This is a genomic window from Campylobacterota bacterium (assembly GCA_040752835.1).
In the GTDB taxonomy this organism is placed as follows: Bacteria; Campylobacterota; Campylobacteria; order Campylobacterales; family Sulfurimonadaceae; genus Sulfuricurvum.
Genome location: JBFMGG010000008.1, coordinates 32110 through 52241 on the forward strand (window position 1 = coordinate 32110; position 20132 = coordinate 52241).

Consider the following 20132-nt stretch of genomic DNA (forward strand, 5'->3'; position numbering starts at 1 on the left):
ATGACGGCGAAGACGAGGGCGATAAAAACCGAACGGCTGTACAGTGCGAGGACGATTGCGACAAGCGGGGGAAGAAGCCCTAAAATTCCGTATTCGATGGGGATCCTTTAGAGGGAGAGCTGAAGCCGCGTGATTCCGGCGCGCCCGAACTGCTCTTTGTAGTACTCGCTCCGTTTTTCGTCGACGACGTCGAAGCCCAGCTTTTTATAGATCATCTCGGTTTCGGCCGAACCGATCTCGATGGAGGTCTGTACTTTACGATACCCTTTGAGACGGGCGGTCAGCATGCTTTTGCCGATGAGTTCCTTGTAGACGTCGACCGTTTTGAACTCGGGTTTGACGTAGAGGAAATCGAGAACATAGGTTTTATTGTCCACTTCCCCCTCGCACAGCAGGTAGGCGGCGATCCGCTCGTGATAGCTCTCATCAAACCCGATCTCCTCGAGCGCTTTGGAAAAAATTTCGTGGGTGGCGATGCGCGGTTCGTAACCGCAGATGACGCCGGCGTTCTGATTTCCCGAAACGGCGACGAAAAAATTGGAGAAATGGCAATAACTTTTGGTGGCGGTAAGGGCAAGGCGTTTGAGATGGTTCCGCAGGGTCTCTTCATCGGACGTATCGAACACCAGGTCGAAGAGGCCGATTTTCTTTCCGGCCCTCGAACTTTCCAGGAGCGCTTGGGCAATCATTTCAATGTCCGTCTCGGACGCTTTGCGAACGGTAAGTGCCATAATGCCCTCGTTCCTGGATTTTTCAATATGCTATACTACCTAACTTTAAAAAATCCTAAGAAAAGTTTCAATGTTTAAAAGTATTCTAAGTTTTATCGCATCTCTCGTCTGCCCTTCCGAACAGCTGGTTGTGGTCGTTTCGAACGATATCAATGCGACGAGCGCCCTTCTGCAGCGATACGAGAAACGCGGGGAGTGGGAGAAAGTGGGAGAGAGCGTCCCGGTGACGCTCGGACGCGCCGGTATGGGATACGCTTCGCTGAAAGAACCGCTCAAACGCGAAGGGGACGGCAGATCGCCGCTGGGGGTCTTCGAGATCACCTCCGCGTTCGGATACGCCGAGCAAAGCCGTTCCCGACTCCCCTATCTTCATGCGGACGACAAGCTGATCTGTATCGACGATCCGCAGGACAACCGCTACAACACGATTACCCGTCTGGAAGGGGAACTTCCCAAAAGTTTCGAGCGGATGCGGCGCGAGGACGACGTATACCGTTACGGCGCGGTGATCGGCTACAACGCTGCGGGCGAACAAGGGCGCGGCTCGTGCATTTTTTTGCATCTCAATCATGCCGACAACCATCCGACTTCGGGGTGTACCGCGATGAACGAAGCCGATTTGGTTGTGTTGCTGGAGTGGCTGGACCCGGAGAAGAAACCGAAGATACTTCAGATCCCCAAAAGCGAATGCGGAGAGTTTAAAAAAGAGTTCGAAGGAATCGATTGCGATTGAGAGTGACGGTCGCGTACCCGTCGGGAGCCGTTCCCGATGGGGTATGCGATGAGGCTTTAGTCGTTATGAACGTCGACTTTTGGCGTTTTCGCCGTTGAAGCGGGGAGCATCGGGTAGGCGATGGCGGGTTTTTTCCCTTCAAGCGCTTTGAGGAAGGTTTCGATTTCGGCGGTTTCGGCGTCGCTGAGGTCAACGCCCAGCTGAATCCGTCCCATCTCTTTGATCGCTTCGGAGAGGGTCGCGATCTGACCATTGTGGAAATAGGGGGCCGTTTCAGTAACGTTGCGCAGTGTCGGAACGCGTACGAGGCCGTTTGCGTTCCCTTTGAAGTCACCGACGTTGGCGTGTTTGTATTGTCCGGCTACGCCGAACGCCTGCATCGTACCGCCCAGGGCGATGTCGTTGTGGCAGGTGGCGCACCCTTTGTCGATAAAGGTTTTAAGCCCTTTTTGCTCCGCCTTCGAGAGAGCGTTTTTCTTGCCGTTCAGGAAATCGTCGTAGCGTGAGGGAGTCACGAGGGTCCGTTCGAACACTGCGATGGTGTCGGCCACTTTTTCAAAGGTGATTTTGACGTCTTTGCCGTAGGCTTTCTGAAAAGCACCGACATACGCGGGGATCGAGTTGACGACCGCTTCGACGTGCTCTTTGGGAGCGGCCATCTCCGGTCCCGCCTGGATCGGCCCTTGCGCCTGGTCTTCGAGGTGCGGGCTGCGGCCGTCCCAGAACTGCTGGGCGTAGAACACGGCGTTGTAGACCGTCGGAGAACTCAGGTGATGCGGATTCGCTTTCCATTTGTGGCCGATCGCGGCGCTCATCCCGTCGCTCCCGCCCAGGGCGAGGTTGTGACAGGTGTTGCAGCTGACCAGTCCGCTTTTGGAGAGGCGGGGATCGAAATAGAGCATTTTCCCCAGTTCCGCTTTGGCGGCAGTGGTGGGGTTTTTGGGATTCGAAGTGAGTTTTTCGACCGCTTTTTTATTAGCCGGGATCGGCTTGAGACCGGCGTTTTTGGCTTCGTCGACAAGGGACGCGCCCATCACGGCGGTAGCGACAACGGCGGAAATCATCAATGCTTTCATGCGGAATCCTTTGGAAGAAAATTTTGATGGAATCAGTATAACACATTTTTTCTAAAGGAAAATTTTTATCCTTTAGCTAATTCGCGCATGACCGTGGCGCGTCTGGTGTGTTCGAGGCGGCGCGACGCCGATTCGAACGCCCCGCTTTCGCCGACGACGATGCAGCGGCGTTTGGCCCTGGTGAGGGCGGTGTAGAGGAGTTTGGTGTTGAGCATGATGTGATGCGAGAAACTCATGACGATGACGACGGTATCGTATTCCATCCCCTGAACCTTGTGGATGCTCAGGGCGTAGGAGAGGTTGAGCAGCTCCCCGATCCCTTCGAATTTGTACTGGACGATCAGCTCTTCGTTGGGGTAATAGACGAACGCGAGTTCCTCGTCGTCGTCAATCCGAAACAGCAGCCCGCACATTCCGTTGAAAATGCGCCGTTCGCTCGCTTCGCCCCCCTCTTTGAACTCTTCGGGGGTATAGGAGGGGATGTTTTCGTTTTTGACGTGGACCACCTTGTCCATCAGGCGCAGTTCCCCTTTACGGGTTGAAATTTTCTTTTTTGCCTTCGGGTTGAAATACTCCTGCAAGACGGTGTTGAGATTATCTACGCCCAGTGTATTCGAGCGCATCGGGGAGAGGACCTGGAATGCGGTGAGGTAGTCGCGGATCTCTTTGGCGCGCAGTTTTTCACGCGAATCGGCCAGATGTTCGAGCGTCACTTCGGCGATTCGGGCGAGGGTGTTGTGGGCGAGCGTCTGGATCGCTTCGGAAAACGCGTCGGCGCCGAGGCTGTTTTTGAGGGCATGGCGGTTGGGAAGTTCGACGGGGAGAAAGGCGAAGTCGTCGTAGGTTTCACGGTACGGGGGGATCTTTCCCTGCCGGATGTCGTTGGCGATGAGTGCGATGGCCTGATCGTCGCGCTGACGGTAGATATGGGTAAGGGTGATTGTCGGCGCGAGATTTAGCGCGATGGCGTCGCTGAGGGGATTGCCCGCGCCGATCGGGGGGAGCTGGGCATCGTCGCCGACGACGATGACGATCGCATCGGAAGATATTTTGGCGATCAGGCGGGCAAAAAGGGTCGAATTGATCATCGAAGCTTCGTCGATCAGGACCGCCTTGTAGGGCATTTCGTCGTGGGACTCGAACCGTACCAGCAGGCTTTGGATCGTGGAACTCTGATAACCGCTCCGCTCCCGTATCCGCTGGGAAGCGATGCCGCTCAGCGCGCAGGTCATGATCAGCGCGGCGTCATGGCGGAGGCTGAGCAGATCGAGCAGTGCTTTGGCCGTCGTGCTTTTCCCGGTTCCGGCGTATCCTACGAGAAAGAGGAGTCCGGTTCCCGAATTGATGGCTTCGAGCGCTTTGTACTGCTGTTCGCCCAGATTTAGGCCCCGCTCGGACAAAAAAGCGGCCAGGTCATCACACAGCTCGGGGAAAAGGGGCTTTCCCCGTTTGCGAAACTGCTCCAGGAGAAACTGTTCGGCCTCAAAAATCCGTGTCGGGGCGAGCTTGCCGCTGCGGAGACGGACGATGCTCCCCTCGCGGATACGGTCTTCGAGCGCTTCGTCGTAGGGGGCATGGTCTCCGAGTTCGAGGAGCAGGTCGAGTTTGTCGTAGAGGGTTTCGCGCTCGATGCAGCTGTTCCCCTCCGCGTCGCAATATTCCCCCAGCGTGTATTCCATGGCGGCCTGGATGCGGCGGGGATCATGGACTCCTATTCCCATCTGGATGGCGATTTCGTCGGCTTTTTTGAAACCGATCCCGTTGATTCGCATCAGGCCGTAGGGGTTGGAACGGATCGCTTCGATCGGATCGCCGACATCGCGCATCGCTTCGGCGATGAGGCGCAGCAGGGAGGGGGTGACCCCTAAGGGGGCGAGATATTCGCCCAGAAGCCGCATGGAGCGAAACTGTTTCCATCCGGCCGAGAGCTTGGCGAGCCGTTTGGCGCTCATCCCTTTGATCTCCATGAGGCGGTCGATGTCGTTGTCGAGGATGTCGATCAGTCCTTCGGTGGTGTAGCGCTCGATCAGCTCGGCGGTCAGCTTTTTCGTAAAGCCTTTCACGACGCGGTTGAGGAAAAAGAAGAGCTCATGCTGGTTGACCAGCAGCGATTCGGCCCGGAAGCTCCGGCCGTACTTCTCGTGCTCCTCCCACGCCCCTTTGAGCGTGATCGCCGCCCCCTCAAGGTGCGCGACGTCGCTCTCGTAATAATGGGCGCTGATCTTCTCCCCGCTGCGCAGCCGCGCGATGAAGAAGCCGTTGTTCTCGTAGATGATTTTGTCGATTTGGCCGATCAGGGTTTGCATGGGGCGATTGTAGCTAAAATTTAAACGTGGGGGGAGTTTTCGGGCAGGATGAAATGCCCGGGGAAGGATTTAGGCTTTGACCCGCTTGATCCGATCCTCTTCCTGCTCTTTGTAGAGTTCCGCACATCCGCGCGCGAGTTCGCGGATTTTGAGGATGTAATTGGCCCGTTCGGTCACCGAGATCGCTTTGCGCGCATCGAGGGTGTTGAACGTGTGCGAGGCCATCATGCACAGATCGTACGCGGGAAGGGGAAGCCCCGCATCCAGACACCGTTTGCATTCGGCCGCTTTGGCTTCGAAATCGGCAAAGAGCATTGCGGTATCGGCGATTTCGAAATTGTATTTGCTGAATTCGATTTCCCCTTCCTTGTGGATGTCGCGGTAAAGGGTTTTTCCGAAGGCATTTTCACTCCAGACGATGTCAAAGACCGTATCGACCCCCTGCAGGTACATCGCCAGACGTTCCGTACCGTAGGTGATTTCGACCGCCACGGGATCGCAGGCAACGCCTCCGACTTGCTGGAAGTAGGTAAACTGTGTCACTTCCATACCGTTGAGCCATACTTCCCAGCCCAGTCCCCAGGCTCCCAGCGTCGGGGATTCCCAGTTGTCCTCGACGAAGCGGATGTCATGGTCGGCAAGGTTGAGCCCCAGGTATTCGAGGCTTTTGAGGTAGAGTTCCTGGATATTTTCGGGGCTCGGTTTGATCAGCACCTGAAACTGGTAGTAGCTTCCCAGGCGGTTGGGATTTTCGCCGTAGCGCCCGTCGGTGGGACGACGGCTGGGCGCGACGTAGGCGACCGACCAGGGCTGGGAATCCAAAGAGCGCAGGAAGGTTGCGGGATGAAACGTCCCCGCCCCTGCGGCAACGTCGTAGGGCTGTACAATTGCGCACCCCTGTTCGTTCCAGAATTGTTGCAGTTTCAAAAGCAGATCGCCGAAAGTAATCATTGAAAATCCCGATAAAAAAATTGTGCCATTATACCAAAACCCGTCCCCGTCTTGTTCGCTCCCCAAAGGCTTTCTTAATCAAATTGCCCCTATTATAAGGCTAACCAATACCAAGGCAGGCGGAATGATCCGTTTTTGGATACTTTTTTTAGTGTGTGCGGCGTTTTTGCATGCCCAAAAGCCGCTCGAGAGAGTTTCGGTGCAGCTTCAATGGGCGGACCAGTTCCAGTTCGCCGGGTATTACGTGGCCAAGGAAAAAGGGTTTTACGCCGAAGCGGGGCTGGACGTTTCCATCCGCCCCTTTGATCCCAAAAGACTTGCGATCGATGAGGTGATGGAAGGTCGCTCCGAATACGGGATCGGACGCTCCTCGCTTCTGGTCGACCGGATGAGGGGCAAACCGGTCGTGGCACTGGCGGCGATTTTTCAAAGTTCCCCTTTCGTGTTGCTCTCCGCGCGATCAGCCAATATCCGAAGTCCCAAAGACCTGATCGGCAAACGGATCATGATGACGCAGGATTTTCAGGATACGATTGCGATTCGCGCGATGGTCAATTCGCAGGGAATGCGGATGGAAGAGCTCAAATTCATCGAGCACAGTTATAATCCCATCGACATCGCCAACGGAAAAACCGACGTCATGGCGTGCTATATTTCGAACGAGCCGTTCACCCTCAAAGAAAAGGGGATCGAAACCAACGCCCTCAATCCCGAACAGTACGGGTTCGATTTTTACAGCGATATACTCTTTACCAGCGAGAAGGAACTCAAACACCACCCCGAACGGGTGCGCGCCTTCGTCACCGCGACCCTGAAGGGATGGCAGTACGCGTTCGACCATATCGAAGAGACCGCAAGGCTGATCAAAACCCGATACAACACTCAGAACAAATCGTACGCAAGCCTCGTTTACGAGGGGCAGATACTCAAAGAGCTCGCTTACCGGGGCAATCAGCCGCTGGGGGCCATGAACCTCGAAAAATTCCGCCGTATTTCGGATATTTACAAAGTGATGGGGATACCGCAGGACGAAAAGAGGCTGAGAGGATTTTTGTACGAAGATACCTCGCGGATCGCTCTTCCTTTGAGCATCGAGGAGCGTTCCTTGCTGCAGATGCGGACGATACGCTACACCTCTACGTTCAGCTGGCCCCCCTTCAACTACCGTTCGCAAAGCGGCGCGCTCGAAGGGATCGCGGCCGACTTCTGGGCACTTGTCGTCAAACGCAGCGGGATGCAAACCGAGTTTACCCCCGCACTGACATGGAACGGCGTACTCGATGCGATCAAGACCAAATCGGCCGACGTGACGCTGGGGACGTCGATTTCCCCCGACAAAGAACCCTACGCCCTTTTCTCCAAACCCTACGCCTCTTTCCCAAACGTAATCGTGACCAACAAAAAAATCGATTTTCTCCCCGGCCTTTCGGCACTGGAAGGGAAAAACGTCGCGATCGGAAACGGGTACGGAATCGCCGACCTGATTGCGCGAAAATACCCCGCCATCCGTATCGTCGGGGTGGACGACACGCGAGAGGGGCTTAAACTGCTCAGCTCCGGACGGGTCGACGCGGTGATCGACATCCTCCCCGTCGTAGCGTTTTTGATGAACGAATACCATTACGTCGATTTGAAAATTTCGGGGACAACCGAGTTTATGTTCGACGTGCGGATGATGATCCGAAACGATTATCCCGAACTCAAGTCGATCATCGACAAAGGGATCGATTCGATCACCCCGGCCGAGCGGCAGAAGATTTTCAACCGTTACATCGCGGTGACCTACGAAGACAGCATCGACTATCGCTGGGTATACGGAATCGCCTTGGGGGCACTGACGATCATAGCGTTGTTCATGTGGCGTCAGTTCGAACTGGGGCGCTACAACCGCAAACTGTTGGAGATGGCGTCGACCGATCCGCTGACCCAGCTTCCCAACCGGATCAGAACGGACGAAAAACTTGCCGAATGCCACGCCTATTACGAACGCCACCGCAGACCCTACGCGGTCATTATCATCGATATCGACTGGTTCAAGCGGATCAACGATACGTTCGGGCATCTGGCAGGAGACAAGACACTCATCAGTATTGCGCAGATCCTGCGCAGCCACGTTCGCGGGACCGATACCGTCGGACGTTGGGGCGGTGAAGAATTCATCATCGTCTGTCCCGAAACCGATATAGAGGGGGCGCGTCAGGTAGCCGAGAAACTGCGCGGTGTTATCAACGAATACGATTTCGAGACGGTGCACACGCTTACCTGCAGTTTCGGGATCAGCGAATCGCGCGATGACGATCGTGTGGAGGATGTCGTCGGGCGTGCCGACAGTGCCTTGTATCAGGCCAAAGAAGAGGGGAGAAACCGGGTCTGCGCCCTTTGAATCAGTCGAATTTGCAGACGATATCGCCGATGTTTTGCCCCAGCGAAGCGGCGACAACGGAGCATTTTACCTTGAGTAAAAAGGCGATCCCTTTCCGGCGCTGTGGGGTCATGCATTCGTAATTCCCCATCCCTTTGGCGAGGATCAGATCAGCCGTGTCGAAGAGGCTTCGGGCCTCTTGCGTTGCCAGCTCGTAGACGAATCCCGGAGTCGGAACCCCGCTGTCGCAAAGGGAACAGTAGCGCTCGAACCCAGCCTCGCGGACCTCTTTCATCGTGACGTCGTTTATGATGGGATTTCCGCGCACCGCGTAGGTGATTGCACACCCGGGATAGAGGGTCGAGAGCTTTTCGATGACGAGAGCGTCGAAAATGTGTTCTCCCGTATTGTCCCCGATGTAGAGCAATGTTTTCGCGTTTTGAAGCGCTTGGTGCAAAGCATGAGAATCATCAAGCGCAAAAGGGGTGTCGAAAACCGAATTGATCGCGTCGTGAAGGTCAAAACTCACTTCCGCCGCCAGATCGATGACGTTGCCGACGACCGCCGTTTTCAGCAGGGCGGTAAACGGGTCTTCAGCTGATTCGATCGTTTCGCGAAGGTAGGGAAGATATTCACGCGCCTGCGCGGTTGCCTGGCGTTTTTGTTCGTCATACAGATCGTATTTTCCGGCGATACGCGCCATCGCTTCATAAAGCGGTGCGGCCAGAACGGGAGGCGAAAGGGAGAAATCGGCTTCTTCGAGTTTTCCGTCCACATAGCGGGTGATTTCGCCGCGCAGGGTTTCATCGGCATGGATCGCATCGCATACGCGACGGCTTTGGGCGGCGATGCACCCGATACATTCGGGCTGGATAGTCACGCTTTTTCCGTGCCGTACTCGTCGATCACTTTACCCCACATCAGTTTGTATTTGCGGCGCATGAACTCGACCTCCTGCTGGGAGAGGCGGAGCTGCTCGGTGAGGGTTTCGATCGTTTTGCGGTCTTCTTCGTAGAGCTCCTGAAGTGACGCGAGGGCCTCTTTGAGAAATTCGTTTTCGTTCTTGATCGATTCGATCGTCTCTTCTTTGGCAACGAGGACTTTTTCGTGGAGGTTGATGATGGTCCCGATCGTCTTTTCGACGAAATTGGCCCCCATCGTAACGTCGGCTTCGGACGCGCTGAGCTCATGCAGGGTTGAGGGGACGATTCCCGCCATCCCCTGTGTCGCGTCGATGAGTACCTTTCCGTCTTCGACGAGGGTGGTGAGCTTTCCGCGAACGATCAGCGTCTCAACCTCGCTTCGGTCCATTTGCGCCAGCCGCGCGTATTCGTCGATACTCATCCAATGTCCCTGCATGCCTAACCGCCTTTAAATAGGTGTAATCTTTTGAATAGTTTAGCAAAAAGTGTACCGAAAAGCCGATTCGGTTTAAGAGAAGGGGAAAAAGATAATGTCAGAGTAGACTGATCCGGCTTCGCCGGACAGTCGTATAAAATTTATAGAATGGTCTCGATTTCGAGTGAATCCATCTCCACTTTTTTCGCTTTGGAGATGCGGTCTTCCTGAAGCTTCATACGAAGTTCTTCGTTTTCGAGGGCCATGATCTGCATCGCGAGATAGGCCGAGTTGATGGCTCCCGCTTTTCCGATGGCGACGGTCGCGACCGGCATACCCGCAGGCATCTGAACCGTGGAGAGGAGGGCGTCGATACCGCTCAGTGCCGATGCGCTCATCGGTACCCCGATGACCGGCTTGATCGTTTTGGAAGCCAGAACGCCCGCCAGATGTGCCGCCATGCCGGCTGCAGCGATGAAAACCTGCGCCCCTTTGGCTTCGGCTTTCGCGATATAGTCTTTCGTACGTTCCGGGCTTCGGTGAGCCGAGGAGATGATCAGTTCGTACTGTACGCCGAACGCTTCGAGTGTTTCCGAGCACGATTTCATAACGTCGAAATCGCTTTTGCTCCCCATGATGATTGATACAAATTTCATTGTCTGTTCTCTTCCTCGTATGTGAATTTTAAACTCTGGCAATTAAAGCGCATGCGTGCGCACCGATTGTCTCCTGAAGAGATCGCTTATCAATCCGGCCCGGGAAAGCTTTCGCTTCGGGCATCTCAACATTTGGTTATCACCCCCATTTCTTCGGTAGCTGGAATACGGAAAAACGTAAACGGCGGCAATTTGGCCGGCAGGACGAAACGGTTGAGGTTGCCGCTGTGGACCTGGTCCCACACCTTGCCGCTTTCGGCCAGGAGTTGTTTGAAGGAGATTTTCCATCCCCCTTCCTCCTCCCAGATGCGTCCGATGTCGTTCTCGACCGCTTCGACGGGTGATCCTTCGGGGAAGACCAGCTCCATCGCATCGCCTGGGAAGGTTTTGTATTTGCATTCGAAAAACTCTCCGCTCTCATCGACGAGGCCGCTCACCTGGTGGGTCCCCATCATCATCGTGAAATCGAGATTCTGGGTGTCGTGTTTCTCGAACGGGCGGTTGATGAGGTAGGCGTCGGTGAAACCGCGGTTTTGCATCGTGTTCAGTTCGCGCTGGTACGTCTCGCCGTCGAATTGCCCGGCATAATAATCGTCAATCGCACGACGATAGACTTTTGCGGTGATCGCGGCGTAATAGGGGGCTTTGGTGCGTCCTTCGATTTTGAGTGAATCGACACACCCCGCATCCAGAATCTCCTTGATATGGCTGGCAAGATTGAGGTCTTTGGAATTCATGATGTAGGTTCCGACCCCTTCGTCCTCGACAAGCTTGAAAAGCGTCCCCGTTTCGGGATTGGCGGCGTACATTTCGTAGGGGAAACGGCAATCGTTAGCGCAGCTTCCGCGGTTGGGAACACGCCCGCTCTGGAGCGTCGAGATGAGGCAGCGCCCGCTGTAGGCAAAACACATCGATCCGTGGACGAAAACTTCGATTTCGAGGTCGGGGAGTTCGGCTTTGATCTGCTGGAGGTCTTTGAGCGAAATCTCGCGCGCCGCGATGATGCGCCGCGCGCCCATGTCGTAATAGACCTGCGCATCCAGCACGTTCATGACGTTTGCCTGCGTCGAGAGGTGCAGCGGAATGTGCGGAGCGATCTGGTGGGCGAGTTTGAGGACCCCCGGCGTCGCGACGATGAACGCATCGGGTTCCAGTGACGCCATCTGGGAAATGTGTTCTTTGAGGAGCTTCAGCTGCGAATTGAACGGAAAACCGTTAATCGTGACATAGACTTTTTTGCCCCGCGCATGGGCGTAGTCGATCCCTTCTTTGAAACTCTCCATGTCGAACTCTTTCCCCGAACGGATCCGGAGCGAAAAATGGCTCACGCCGCCGTACACGGCATCGGCACCGTAATCAATGGCGATTTTGAGCTTTTCGAGATTGCCCGCGGGAGAGAGGAGTTCGACTTTGTTCAAGGGTTTTCCGTCTGTTAAAAATGTGGGCGAATTTTATCGAAAAAAAGTTACAAGGAGAATGAAAATTTGGGGTTAAATGCAGATTTGCAGGCCGATGCGGGGAACCCGCGGAATGAGAGGCCTATTTTTTCCCGAAAGAGGCGAGCAGGGCTTCAATATCGTCGCTGCTGACGACGTCGTCGGTCGTTGTGTCGCCGGGGAGGTGAACGGCGGAAGTAACCCGTTTGGAATCGTCGATTTTACCGGCGAAAAGGTGATTCATGTAGGTGGAAAGGGCGCGCATGACGTTGATGACCCGTTCGATTTTCTGGCGGTGGATATCCTGGTATTGCATGATGTCCATCACGTTCATGATCGTGTCCCCGCCGTTTTGGAGCATATCGAGGATCGCGTCGGCTTCACTCTGCGCTTCACGGTTTTTCTCCAGCTGCGTTTTGAACGCGTCGACGTGGGGGAATTTCTGGCTGAGGGTTTCGAAAAGGTCGATGTTACCCTGTAATATGCCGCCCACTTTCTTGATCTGTTTTTCGCCGTCGGCGAGATCGTTGCTGATCCCTTCGATCAAATCGAAGATTTCGGTCGCTTTCTGCTCGCTCTCTTTGGTCACGTCGTCGAGCTGATGGACCATTTTGTTGTCGTCCGTCGGCGGTGGAGGCGGCCAGCTGTGAAGGGCGGATACGCGGTAGCTGTGCGGATCGGGTTCGTCGGAGGGCGCTTCTTCGCTCTCTTCGGCATCGGGCTGGGGCGTTTCGCTCTCTTCGAACGTTTCGTCCAAGTCCATGTCGCCGTTCATTAATGCGTCCAGTTCTTCTTGCGTCATAACGGTAACCTCACAAAAAATTGCACTATAATAGCATGATAAATCTTTAATTTTTCGGATGAACGGTAATGAAAGTCGATCTTCACAACCATACGGTTTTGTGCAATCATGCAACGGGAAGCGTGAACGAATACGTCGAGACGGCGATTGCGTGCGGAACCGAATATTTCGGTTTTTCCGACCATGCGCCGATGCATTACGATCCCGAGTACCGGATGCGTTTTGAAGAGATGGATCTCTACGAAGCGTGGATCCGCGAAGCCCAGCAGCGATACGGCGGGCGCATTACCGTTTTGGCGGGATACGAAGTCGATTATTTGCCGGGGTATATGGACGATCGGGTACTGGAACGCCCGTGCGATTACCTGATCGGCAGCGTCCATTTTATCGACGACTGGGGCTTTGACAACCCCGAATTCATCGGCCGTTACGAAGGGATGGACCTGGATACGGTCTATCGCCGCTATTTCGGCCTGATCGAAGCGATGGCAAAGAGCGGCCGTTTCGACATTGTCGGACATCTTGATTTGCTCAAGGTCTTCAAGTTTCTTCCCCAAACCGACATACGGCTGTTGGCCAAAGAGGCGCTCAAAGCGATCAAAAAAGCCGATATGGCGGTCGAAATCAACGTCGCGGGATGGCGGAAGCCGATCAACGAATCGTATCCTTCTCCTTCGCTGCTGGCCGAAATCGCCGAACTCGATATTCCGATCACGTTCGGTTCGGATGCCCACCGCCCCGACCAGGTCGGCCTCTACAGCGACGAGGTTGAAGCGGTCGCCCGAAGATTCGGGTACACAAAATGCGCACTATACCGGGGGCGTGATCGAGAATTGATTAATTTTTAATCAATATTTTTCCCTCCAAAACGGGGTATTTTTGCTATACTGCCGTAAGTAAAAATATTCAGGAGAAATACATGGGTAAATTCGTAAACAGCGTAGACGAGTTTTTCAGTTTTTGTAAAGAAAACGACGTTCAGTTCGTCGATTTCCGCTTCACCGACATGAAAGGGACATGGCACCACGTAACGTACCGCATGAGCGCGGTCAACGCGGGTCATTTTGAAAACGGTCTCCCTTTCGACGGTTCGTCCATCGAAGCATGGCAGCCGATCAACCGTTCGGACATGATTCTTAAACCGGATGCGCCGACGGCGTTCATGGATCCGTTTACGGCCGATCCTACCATTATCGTTTTCTGTGACGTTTACGATATCTACAAAGGCCAGATGTACGAAAAATGCCCACGTTCTATCGCGAAAAAAGCTCTTGAGCACCTTGCCAACGCAGGTGTCGGTGATGTCGCGTATTTCGGTCCTGAAAATGAATTCTTCGTCTTCGACGACGTCAAAATCCGTGACGAAGCGAACTGCTCGTACTACGAAGTCGACACCGAAGAGGGTGTATGGAACGACGGTAAATCGTTCAAAGACGGTTACAACACAGGCCACCGCCCACGCACCAAAGGGGGATATTTCCCGGTCGCTCCGATCGATACGATGGTAGACCTCCGCGCCGAGATGATGCTTGTGCTTGAGCAGGTCGGACTTGAAGTCGTTCTCGGACACCACGAAGTTGCACAGGGACAGGGCGAGATCGGTATCGTTTTCGGTACGCTCGTCGAAGCGGCGGACAACGTCCAGAAACTCAAATACGTCATCAAAATGGTTGCCCACCTCAACGGCAAAACCGTTACGTTCATGCCAAAACCGCTCTACGGAGACAACGGTAACGGTATGCACGTTCACCAGTCGATCTGGAAAAACGGCAAAAACCTTTTCTACGGAGAAGGCGGATACGGCAACCTGAGCGAAACGGCGCTCCACTACATCGGCGGTATCTTCCACCACGCGCGTGCGGTTGCGGCGTTTACAAACCCTTCAACCAACTCGTACAAACGTCTGATCCCCGGATTCGAAGCTCCTTCGATCCTCACCTATTCGAGCCAGAACCGTTCGGCTTCTTGCCGCGTCCCTTACGGTGCGGGTGAAAAAGCGGTTCGCGTCGAAATGCGCTTCCCGGATTCAACCGCGTGTCCGTACCTTGCGTTTACCGCGATGCTCCTTGCAGGACTTGACGGTATCAAAAACAAAATGGTGCCGGTAGGACCGATGGACGAAGACCTTTTCGAACTCAGCCTCGACGAAATCCGTGAAAAAGGGATCCCGCAAATGCCGCACACGCTTCGCGGTTCACTCGAAGCGCTGATTCGCGACAACGAGTTCCTCAAGCCTGTTATGACCGATTTGTTTATCGATACGTATCAGCACTACAAATTCGAAACGCAGGTATGGCCTTACGAAGCCCGTCCTACGGCGTTCGAGTTCAAAACTACCTACTCTTGCTAATCTTCCGGCAGGGCTTTTTCTCCGCCCTGCCGTTTTTTCCGCGATCCATTTTTTCTTATCTCTTTTAATTATTACAGGTTCAGGGTGTGTTGCGAGGGCAATGCGTTTTCATGAAATGATTTTTGCAGAACGCAAAAATAGACACCAAAATACCCGTGAACTAATACTTAGAACCGTTTCAAAGGCGTAGTGTCGAGAAGAACGAGCGTTCTTGGATCGCGGTATGCTCTTTTTTCTGCTTTTCTCGCAGAAGAGAAAAGCAGAAAAGACGTTAAAAAGAAAAAAGATTAGGGAAGCTGCGGGCCGGCTGCGGAGTAGTCGAAATTGCTGTCGGCATTTCCGATATATTTTTTGAAGTTTTCGATGAACATGGCGGCAAGTTTGTCGCGCTGTACGAGGTAAGCGTCTTTATCCGCCCACGCGTTGCGCGGGTTGAGGATCACCGGATCGATGTCTCCCAGGGTTTTGGGGATGTAAAAACCGAACGTGTTGGTCTTGTCGAATTCGCTTTCGCGGATCGATCCGTCGAGGATGGCGTTGATGCACGCGCGGGTATCTTTGATGCTCATCCGTTTTCCGACGCCGTAACCGCCTCCGGTCCATCCGGTGTTGACGAGGTAGACATTGACGCTGTAGCGGTCGATCTTCTCACCGAGCAGTTTCGCATAGACGGTCGGATGCAGAGGAAGGAACGCTTCCCCGAAGCACGAGCTGAACGTTGCGACCGGCTCGGTAATGCCCCGTTCGGTTCCGGCAACTTTGGCCGTATAGCCGCTGAGGAAGTAGTACATAGCCTGCTCTTTGGTCAGTTTGCTGACCGGGGGCAATACGCCGAATGCGTCGGCGGAGAGGAAAATGATGTTTTTGGGATGAGGCGCTTTGAGGGAAGGCTGATGGTTTTCGATGTGCTCGATCGGATACGAAACACGGGTGTTTTCCGTTTTTGAACCGTCGTGGTAGTGGACGTTTCCGTCTTCGTCGAATACGACGTTTTCGAGGAGCGCGTTACGGCGGATTGCCTGATAGATTTCAGGCTCGCTGGCGGGATCGAGGTTGATGACTTTGGCGTAACATCCCCCTTCGAAGTTGAAGATCCCCTCTTCGTCCCATCCGTGCTCGTCGTCCCCGATCAACGCCCGTTTCGGGTCGGTCGAGAGGGTGGTTTTACCGGTGCCGCTGAGGCCGAAGAACAAGCAGGTGTCACCTTCGGGCCCGACGTTGGCCGAACAGTGCATCGGGAGCTTCCCTTCGAGGGGAAGCCAGTAGTTCATCATCGAGAAGATCCCTTTTTTCATTTCGCCGCCGTACCACGTTCCACCGATGATGCAGAGGTTGTCTTCGACGCTGAAGAGGACGAATACTTCGGAATTGAGCCCGTGGTTTTTCCACTTTTCATTGACCGCTTTACATGCGTTGAGGACGGTGAAATCGGGCGAGAACCCTTCGAGTTCTTTCTCGGTGGGACGGATAAACATGTTTTTGACAAAATGGGACTGCCATGCGATTTCGGAGACAAAACGGACGGAGCGTTTGCTCGAAAGGCTCGAGCCGCAGAAAACGTCGGTGACGTAGAGGTCTTTGTTGGAGAGCTGTTCGCGGGCCACTACCAGCAGCTCGTCGAAAACGGCTTTGTCAACTTTTTTGTTGACGTCGCCCCACGCGATGTATCGGTTCGAAGGATCGCGGTCGACAAAATATTTGTCCTTGGGGCTTCGACCGGTAAAGATACCGGTGTCGACCATCGTGGCGCCGTTGCTGGCGAGGTGACATTCACCGTTTGCGAGTTCGTGTTCGATCAATTCGTCGTAACTGAGGTTGTGGAAAATTTTTCCGGTATTTTTTATGCCTAACGTCTCAATTTCTGCGGAAATCATGGTGTTGTTTTGCCTTTTGGGTTCGCCGCCGTACTGTACGGTCAACGAAAATTTGAAGCGAGCCGCTCCGTTTACGGGGCGAATTATACGCCTCCAATTTATAAACGAGAATTAAAGCGGCGGATTATTTGAACTGAGGAGCCAATTCGGTGAGGATTTTCGGTGCCAGGGCTTCGCTGCCGTTGTACTTTTGCAGTTTGACGCCGACGTTGTTCATGCTTTTGGCGGTGTTTTTGCACGCCATTTTGACCACGAGGTAGTCGCAGTCTTCGATCGCTTCGGCCATCGTATCGTGGGCGCGGATGTGCTCGACGTCGTCATCGTCGTGGTCGCAGGTGTGCGGAGCGTCGTGGTCGTGATGGTGATCCTCTTCTCCCGCTACTTTGGGATTGGGGCGGAGCCCTTCGAGGGTGAAGCTCTTGAACATCCCTCCGCTGAGGTTAAAAACCGCAAAATAGGGGGTATGACCCGCATTGCCGGCCATTTTGAGCGTCTCATCCACTACGGGAACGGCTATTTTCATGATTTTCCTCCTGGGTCGTTTCGACAATTATGCCACACTCTCATTGAAGCTTTACTGTAGCATCATGTATTGTCGGTTTCTGTTTAAATTCAACATTTTCTAAGAAAAATGGGTTCATAATCACCGTAGCGTTACGAGTGTAATGCATATTTTATCCGTAAAAAAGGAGTAAACCATGAAACGTTCTGGTTTTACTATGATCGAGTTGATCTTCGTGATCGTTATTCTGGGTATTTTGGCGGCGGTTGCGATTCCCCGTCTGGCGGCAACGCGTGATGACGCGACACAGTCGGCGTTGCTGGCAAACGCACGGACATGTATCAGTGACGTCGCATCCGTGGCTCAGGCAACCGGAACCGTACCGACTGATCTTTCGACAATCGAATCGTGTGCCGCTGCGAATGATTTGGCAGCCGGCACAGCGTCGATTGCCGGAAATACACTGACGATTACCGGTACTATCGACGCTAGCGTCAACGGTGCTCACGTTGTCGGCGGACAGCAAGTTACTCGCTAACGGTCCATTGCTATACTGTTTCTTCGGCGCAAAGCCGAAGAAACCCCTCTTTTTTAACTTTCGAAAGTGTAATCTACATGTATAATTCCCGGTGAATGGATAGGTCGATTCCACTTTTTAGCCTCAGAAACAGGTGATACCGATGAAAAATAGAAATGCGTTTACGATGATCGAACTGGTTTTTGTGATCGTTGTGCTGGGAATCCTCGCGGCCATCGCCATACCCAGGCTCGGGGCGACCCGGGATGACGCCCACGTCTCCAAAGGGCGTAGCGACGTCGCCGCGATACGTGCCGGGATCATCAGCGAACGGCAGGGACGTTTACTGACGGGGGACACCACTTTTATCGCATCGCTTGACGCCGCGGCCGAAAACACCGAAGGGGTGACGCTGTTTAACAACAACGGCATACTGACGTACGGGATCGTATCGGCGAACACCCCCGGCCACTGGATGAAAACGGGGGCGAATACCTACACGTATCAGGCGGCCGGAGGGACGGCGACGTTTACCTATACCCGTGCGAACGGTACGTTCTCGTGCGATCGCGCTTCCGCGCTGTGCCAGAGTCTGACCGATTGAGTTCTCAAAAATTTCCTGCAAAGCAAACACCGACGTGCATTTTTACCGCATCGCCCTGCTGGGCTCCCCGCTTGAGCCGCTGACCTACTCTCACGATGCTCCGCTCGACATCGGCGAAGTGGTCGGCGTCACCCTCTCGGGACGATCCATGCAGGGGGCGGTGATCGAGGCGGTGCCGAAGCCGGCGTTTGAAACCCTCGGCATCAGTGCCGGCGAAGGGGGAATCTTCGGCGAAGCACAGTTGCGGACGGCCTCTTTTATGGCCGAGTACTACGGGTGTTCGCTGGGCGAAGCACTCAACCTGTTCGTCCCCTACGCGGTCCGGGATACGGTAGAAGAAGCGGACGAACCGCCTTTCCATTCCCCGGTGACGATCACCCTCTCTTCCAAGCAGGGCGAAGCGCTCGAGTTTATCCGGCGTCATAGCGTGTCGCTTCTTTTCGGGGATACGGGTGCGGGCAAAAGCGAGATTTACATGAAGCGGATGGATGAGGTGCTCTCCCTGCGGAAACGGTGTCTCCTGCTGCTGCCCGAAATCTCCCTTACCCCCCAGATGGAAAAGCGTTTTCGGAACCATTTCGGCGAGGGGGTCGTATTGTGGCATTCGAAAATGACCCCCAAACAGAAAAAAGAGGCGCTGGAAAAGATCCGGAACGGATTGGCCCGCATCATCGCGGGGCCGAGGTCGGCCCTCTTCCTCCCGATCCGTGATCTGGGGCTGATCGTCGTCGACGAAGAGCATGACGAGAGTTACAAATCCTCGTCCCGCCCCCGTTACAACGCCCGGGATATGGCGGTTTACATCGGCAAAACATTGTCGATCCCCGTCGTGCTCGGGAGTGCCACGCCGAGTTTGTCGAGTTATGCGAAATTTCCCGCTTTCCGTTTGCGCGGCGGGTATTTCGGTTCGCGGCGGCGGTTCGTATTCGAGCCCTCCATCGAGGCGCTGAGCCCCGCGATCGACGAGGCGGTGCGTGAAAATTTCCGTGAGGGGCATCAGGGGATCATTTTTATTCCGACGCGAGCCAATTTCAAATACCTCGTGTGCGGCACGTGCGGCTACAGGGTCGAGTGTCCGTTTTGCAGCGTCGGCATGAGTCTGCACAAAAATGCCCGTGCCCTCAAATGCCATTACTGCGGTTACAGCGAGATGATCCCCTCGGTGTGCCCCAAATGCCAAAGCGGCACCCTCGAAACCTCGCGTCTGGGGACCGCCGAGGCGGCGGAGCATTTCGCCGCCCTGGAAACGGAACTGCGGGTTGCGCAGTTCGACCGGGACAAAATAACGACCCAGAACAAACTGGTCAAGACCCTCAAAGCGTTCAATAACCGTGAAATCGACCTGCTCGTCGGGACCCAGATGCTCTCGAAAGGGCACGATTACCACGATATTGCCCTTGCCGTCGTGATGGGGATCGACAATCTTCTCGCGCAGGCCGACTACCGTGCCCGCGAGAGGGCTCTTTCGCTGCTCATACAGATCGCGGGACGCAGCGGCCGAAAAGGGGAGGCGACGGTTTATGTCCAGAGTTTCAACGAACATTTTTTCCGCCGTTACCTGGACGATTACGAACTCTTTTTGCAAGAAGAACTCAGCGCGCGCGAAGGGCGTTATCCCCCGACCAAAAAACTGGCCCGGCTGCTGTATGCGGACAAGAACGGCCTCAAGGCGAAGACGCAGATGGAGCAGGCGCTGAGAATTCTTGAGGGGATCGGAACGGTCGAGATAATCGGCTATGGTCCCTCGGCGATCGAGAAGATCGGGAACAAATACCGTTTCCAGATTTTGGTGCGCAGCGACAAAAGCACCGAGCTTATCCGCGCACTCAAATACGTCAAATCGCCGTTGTGCGAGATCGATATGGATCCGATTGAGTTTACGTAAAATTAACAT

18 protein-coding genes are annotated in these 20132 nt (G+C 54.4%); 7 read left to right on the forward strand and 11 right to left on the reverse strand.

Annotated elements, in window-relative coordinates; genetic code table 11:
* Positions 1-107: 107 nt before the first annotated feature.
* Entirely contained in the window at positions 108-731 is a 624-nt protein-coding gene (locus AB1763_10040) for an acyl-CoA acyltransferase (GenBank protein ID MEW5833163.1), read from the reverse strand.
* A gap of 70 nt (positions 732-801) precedes the next feature.
* Between AB1763_10040 and AB1763_10045 the strand changes: the two genes are divergently transcribed.
* Positions 802-1464: a L,D-transpeptidase family protein gene (locus AB1763_10045; GenBank protein ID MEW5833164.1), complete on the forward strand. Its 663-nt coding sequence runs from the start codon at positions 802-804 to the stop codon at positions 1462-1464.
* 56 nt (positions 1465-1520) lie between these two features.
* Here the strand turns inward: AB1763_10045 and AB1763_10050 are convergent, their stop codons facing one another.
* The 3 genes from AB1763_10050 to glyQ all read right to left on the reverse strand — a co-directional run bounded on the left by AB1763_10050 (position 1521) and on the right by glyQ (position 5797).
* Positions 1521-2540 (reverse strand): cytochrome-c peroxidase, encoded by a 1020-nt coding sequence (locus AB1763_10050; GenBank protein MEW5833165.1) that lies wholly within the window; start codon positions 2538-2540, stop codon positions 1521-1523.
* Between the two features lie 65 nt (positions 2541-2605).
* Positions 2606-4846 (reverse strand): AAA family ATPase, encoded by a 2241-nt coding sequence (locus AB1763_10055; protein MEW5833166.1) that lies wholly within the window; start codon positions 4844-4846, stop codon positions 2606-2608.
* A 69-nt stretch (positions 4847-4915) separates the two neighbouring features.
* The gene (gene glyQ / locus AB1763_10060; protein MEW5833167.1) at positions 4916-5797 is read right to left on the reverse strand and encodes a glycine--tRNA ligase subunit alpha; all 882 of its coding nucleotides are present in this window, start codon (positions 5795-5797) and stop codon (positions 4916-4918) included.
* A gap of 124 nt (positions 5798-5921) precedes the next feature.
* Here glyQ and AB1763_10065 point away from each other — a divergent pair, with 124 nt between their 5' ends.
* On the forward strand, positions 5922-8180 hold the full coding sequence (locus tag AB1763_10065; protein ID MEW5833168.1) for an ABC transporter substrate-binding protein: 2259 nt from the start codon (positions 5922-5924) through the stop codon (positions 8178-8180).
* Between the two features lies 1 nt (position 8181).
* Here AB1763_10065 and AB1763_10070 read toward each other — a convergent pair whose 3' ends face one another.
* From AB1763_10070 to AB1763_10090, 5 genes are all read right to left on the reverse strand, one after another.
* Positions 8182-9039, reverse strand: coding sequence for an ARMT1-like domain-containing protein (locus AB1763_10070; GenBank protein ID MEW5833169.1), 858 nt, complete (start codon positions 9037-9039; stop codon positions 8182-8184).
* Positions 9036-9518: a DUF3972 domain-containing protein gene (locus tag AB1763_10075; protein MEW5833170.1), complete on the reverse strand. Its 483-nt coding sequence runs from the start codon at positions 9516-9518 to the stop codon at positions 9036-9038. The genes AB1763_10070 and AB1763_10075 overlap by 4 nt, the downstream gene beginning before the upstream one ends.
* Positions 9519-9658: 140 nt before the next feature.
* Complete coding sequence (gene purE / locus AB1763_10080) at positions 9659-10153, reverse strand: 5-(carboxyamino)imidazole ribonucleotide mutase (protein ID MEW5833171.1); 495 nt, start codon at positions 10151-10153, stop codon at positions 9659-9661.
* 125 nt (positions 10154-10278) lie between these two features.
* Entirely contained in the window at positions 10279-11571 is a 1293-nt protein-coding gene (locus AB1763_10085; protein MEW5833172.1) for a peptidase U32 family protein, read from the reverse strand.
* A gap of 121 nt (positions 11572-11692) precedes the next feature.
* A complete protein-coding gene (locus tag AB1763_10090) occupies positions 11693-12391 on the reverse strand; it encodes a chemotaxis protein (GenBank protein ID MEW5833173.1) in 699 nt (232 codons plus the stop codon).
* Positions 12392-12459: 68 nt separating this feature from the next.
* Here AB1763_10090 and AB1763_10095 point away from each other — a divergent pair, with 68 nt between their 5' ends.
* Together AB1763_10095 and glnA are read left to right on the forward strand one after the other, a co-directional pair.
* The gene (locus AB1763_10095; protein ID MEW5833174.1) at positions 12460-13239 is read left to right on the forward strand and encodes a histidinol-phosphatase; all 780 of its coding nucleotides are present in this window, start codon (positions 12460-12462) and stop codon (positions 13237-13239) included.
* A 71-nt stretch (positions 13240-13310) separates the two neighbouring features.
* A complete protein-coding gene (glnA, locus tag AB1763_10100) occupies positions 13311-14741 on the forward strand; it encodes a type I glutamate--ammonia ligase (GenBank protein MEW5833175.1) in 1431 nt (476 codons plus the stop codon).
* Positions 14742-15028: 287 nt separating this feature from the next.
* On the opposite strand, the gene pckA is transcribed toward glnA, so the two are convergent.
* Positions 15029-16615, reverse strand: a complete 1587-nt coding sequence (gene pckA, locus AB1763_10105) for a phosphoenolpyruvate carboxykinase (ATP) (GenBank protein MEW5833176.1) — start codon at positions 16613-16615, stop codon at positions 15029-15031.
* A 124-nt stretch (positions 16616-16739) separates the two neighbouring features.
* Entirely contained in the window at positions 16740-17138 is a 399-nt protein-coding gene (locus tag AB1763_10110; GenBank protein MEW5833177.1) for a hypothetical protein, read from the reverse strand.
* Between the two features lie 175 nt (positions 17139-17313).
* On the opposite strand from AB1763_10110, the gene AB1763_10115 reads away from it, so the two are divergent.
* The 3 genes from AB1763_10115 (at position 17314) to AB1763_10125 (ending at position 20123) form a co-directional block, all read left to right on the forward strand.
* A complete protein-coding gene (locus AB1763_10115) occupies positions 17314-17655 on the forward strand; it encodes a prepilin-type N-terminal cleavage/methylation domain-containing protein (protein ID MEW5833178.1) in 342 nt (113 codons plus the stop codon).
* A gap of 142 nt (positions 17656-17797) precedes the next feature.
* Positions 17798-18238 (forward strand): prepilin-type N-terminal cleavage/methylation domain-containing protein, encoded by a 441-nt coding sequence (locus tag AB1763_10120; protein ID MEW5833179.1) that lies wholly within the window; start codon positions 17798-17800, stop codon positions 18236-18238.
* A 34-nt stretch (positions 18239-18272) separates the two neighbouring features.
* Positions 18273-20123, forward strand: coding sequence for a primosomal protein N' (locus AB1763_10125; GenBank protein ID MEW5833180.1), 1851 nt, complete (start codon positions 18273-18275; stop codon positions 20121-20123).
* Positions 20124-20132: the final 9 nt, after the last annotated feature.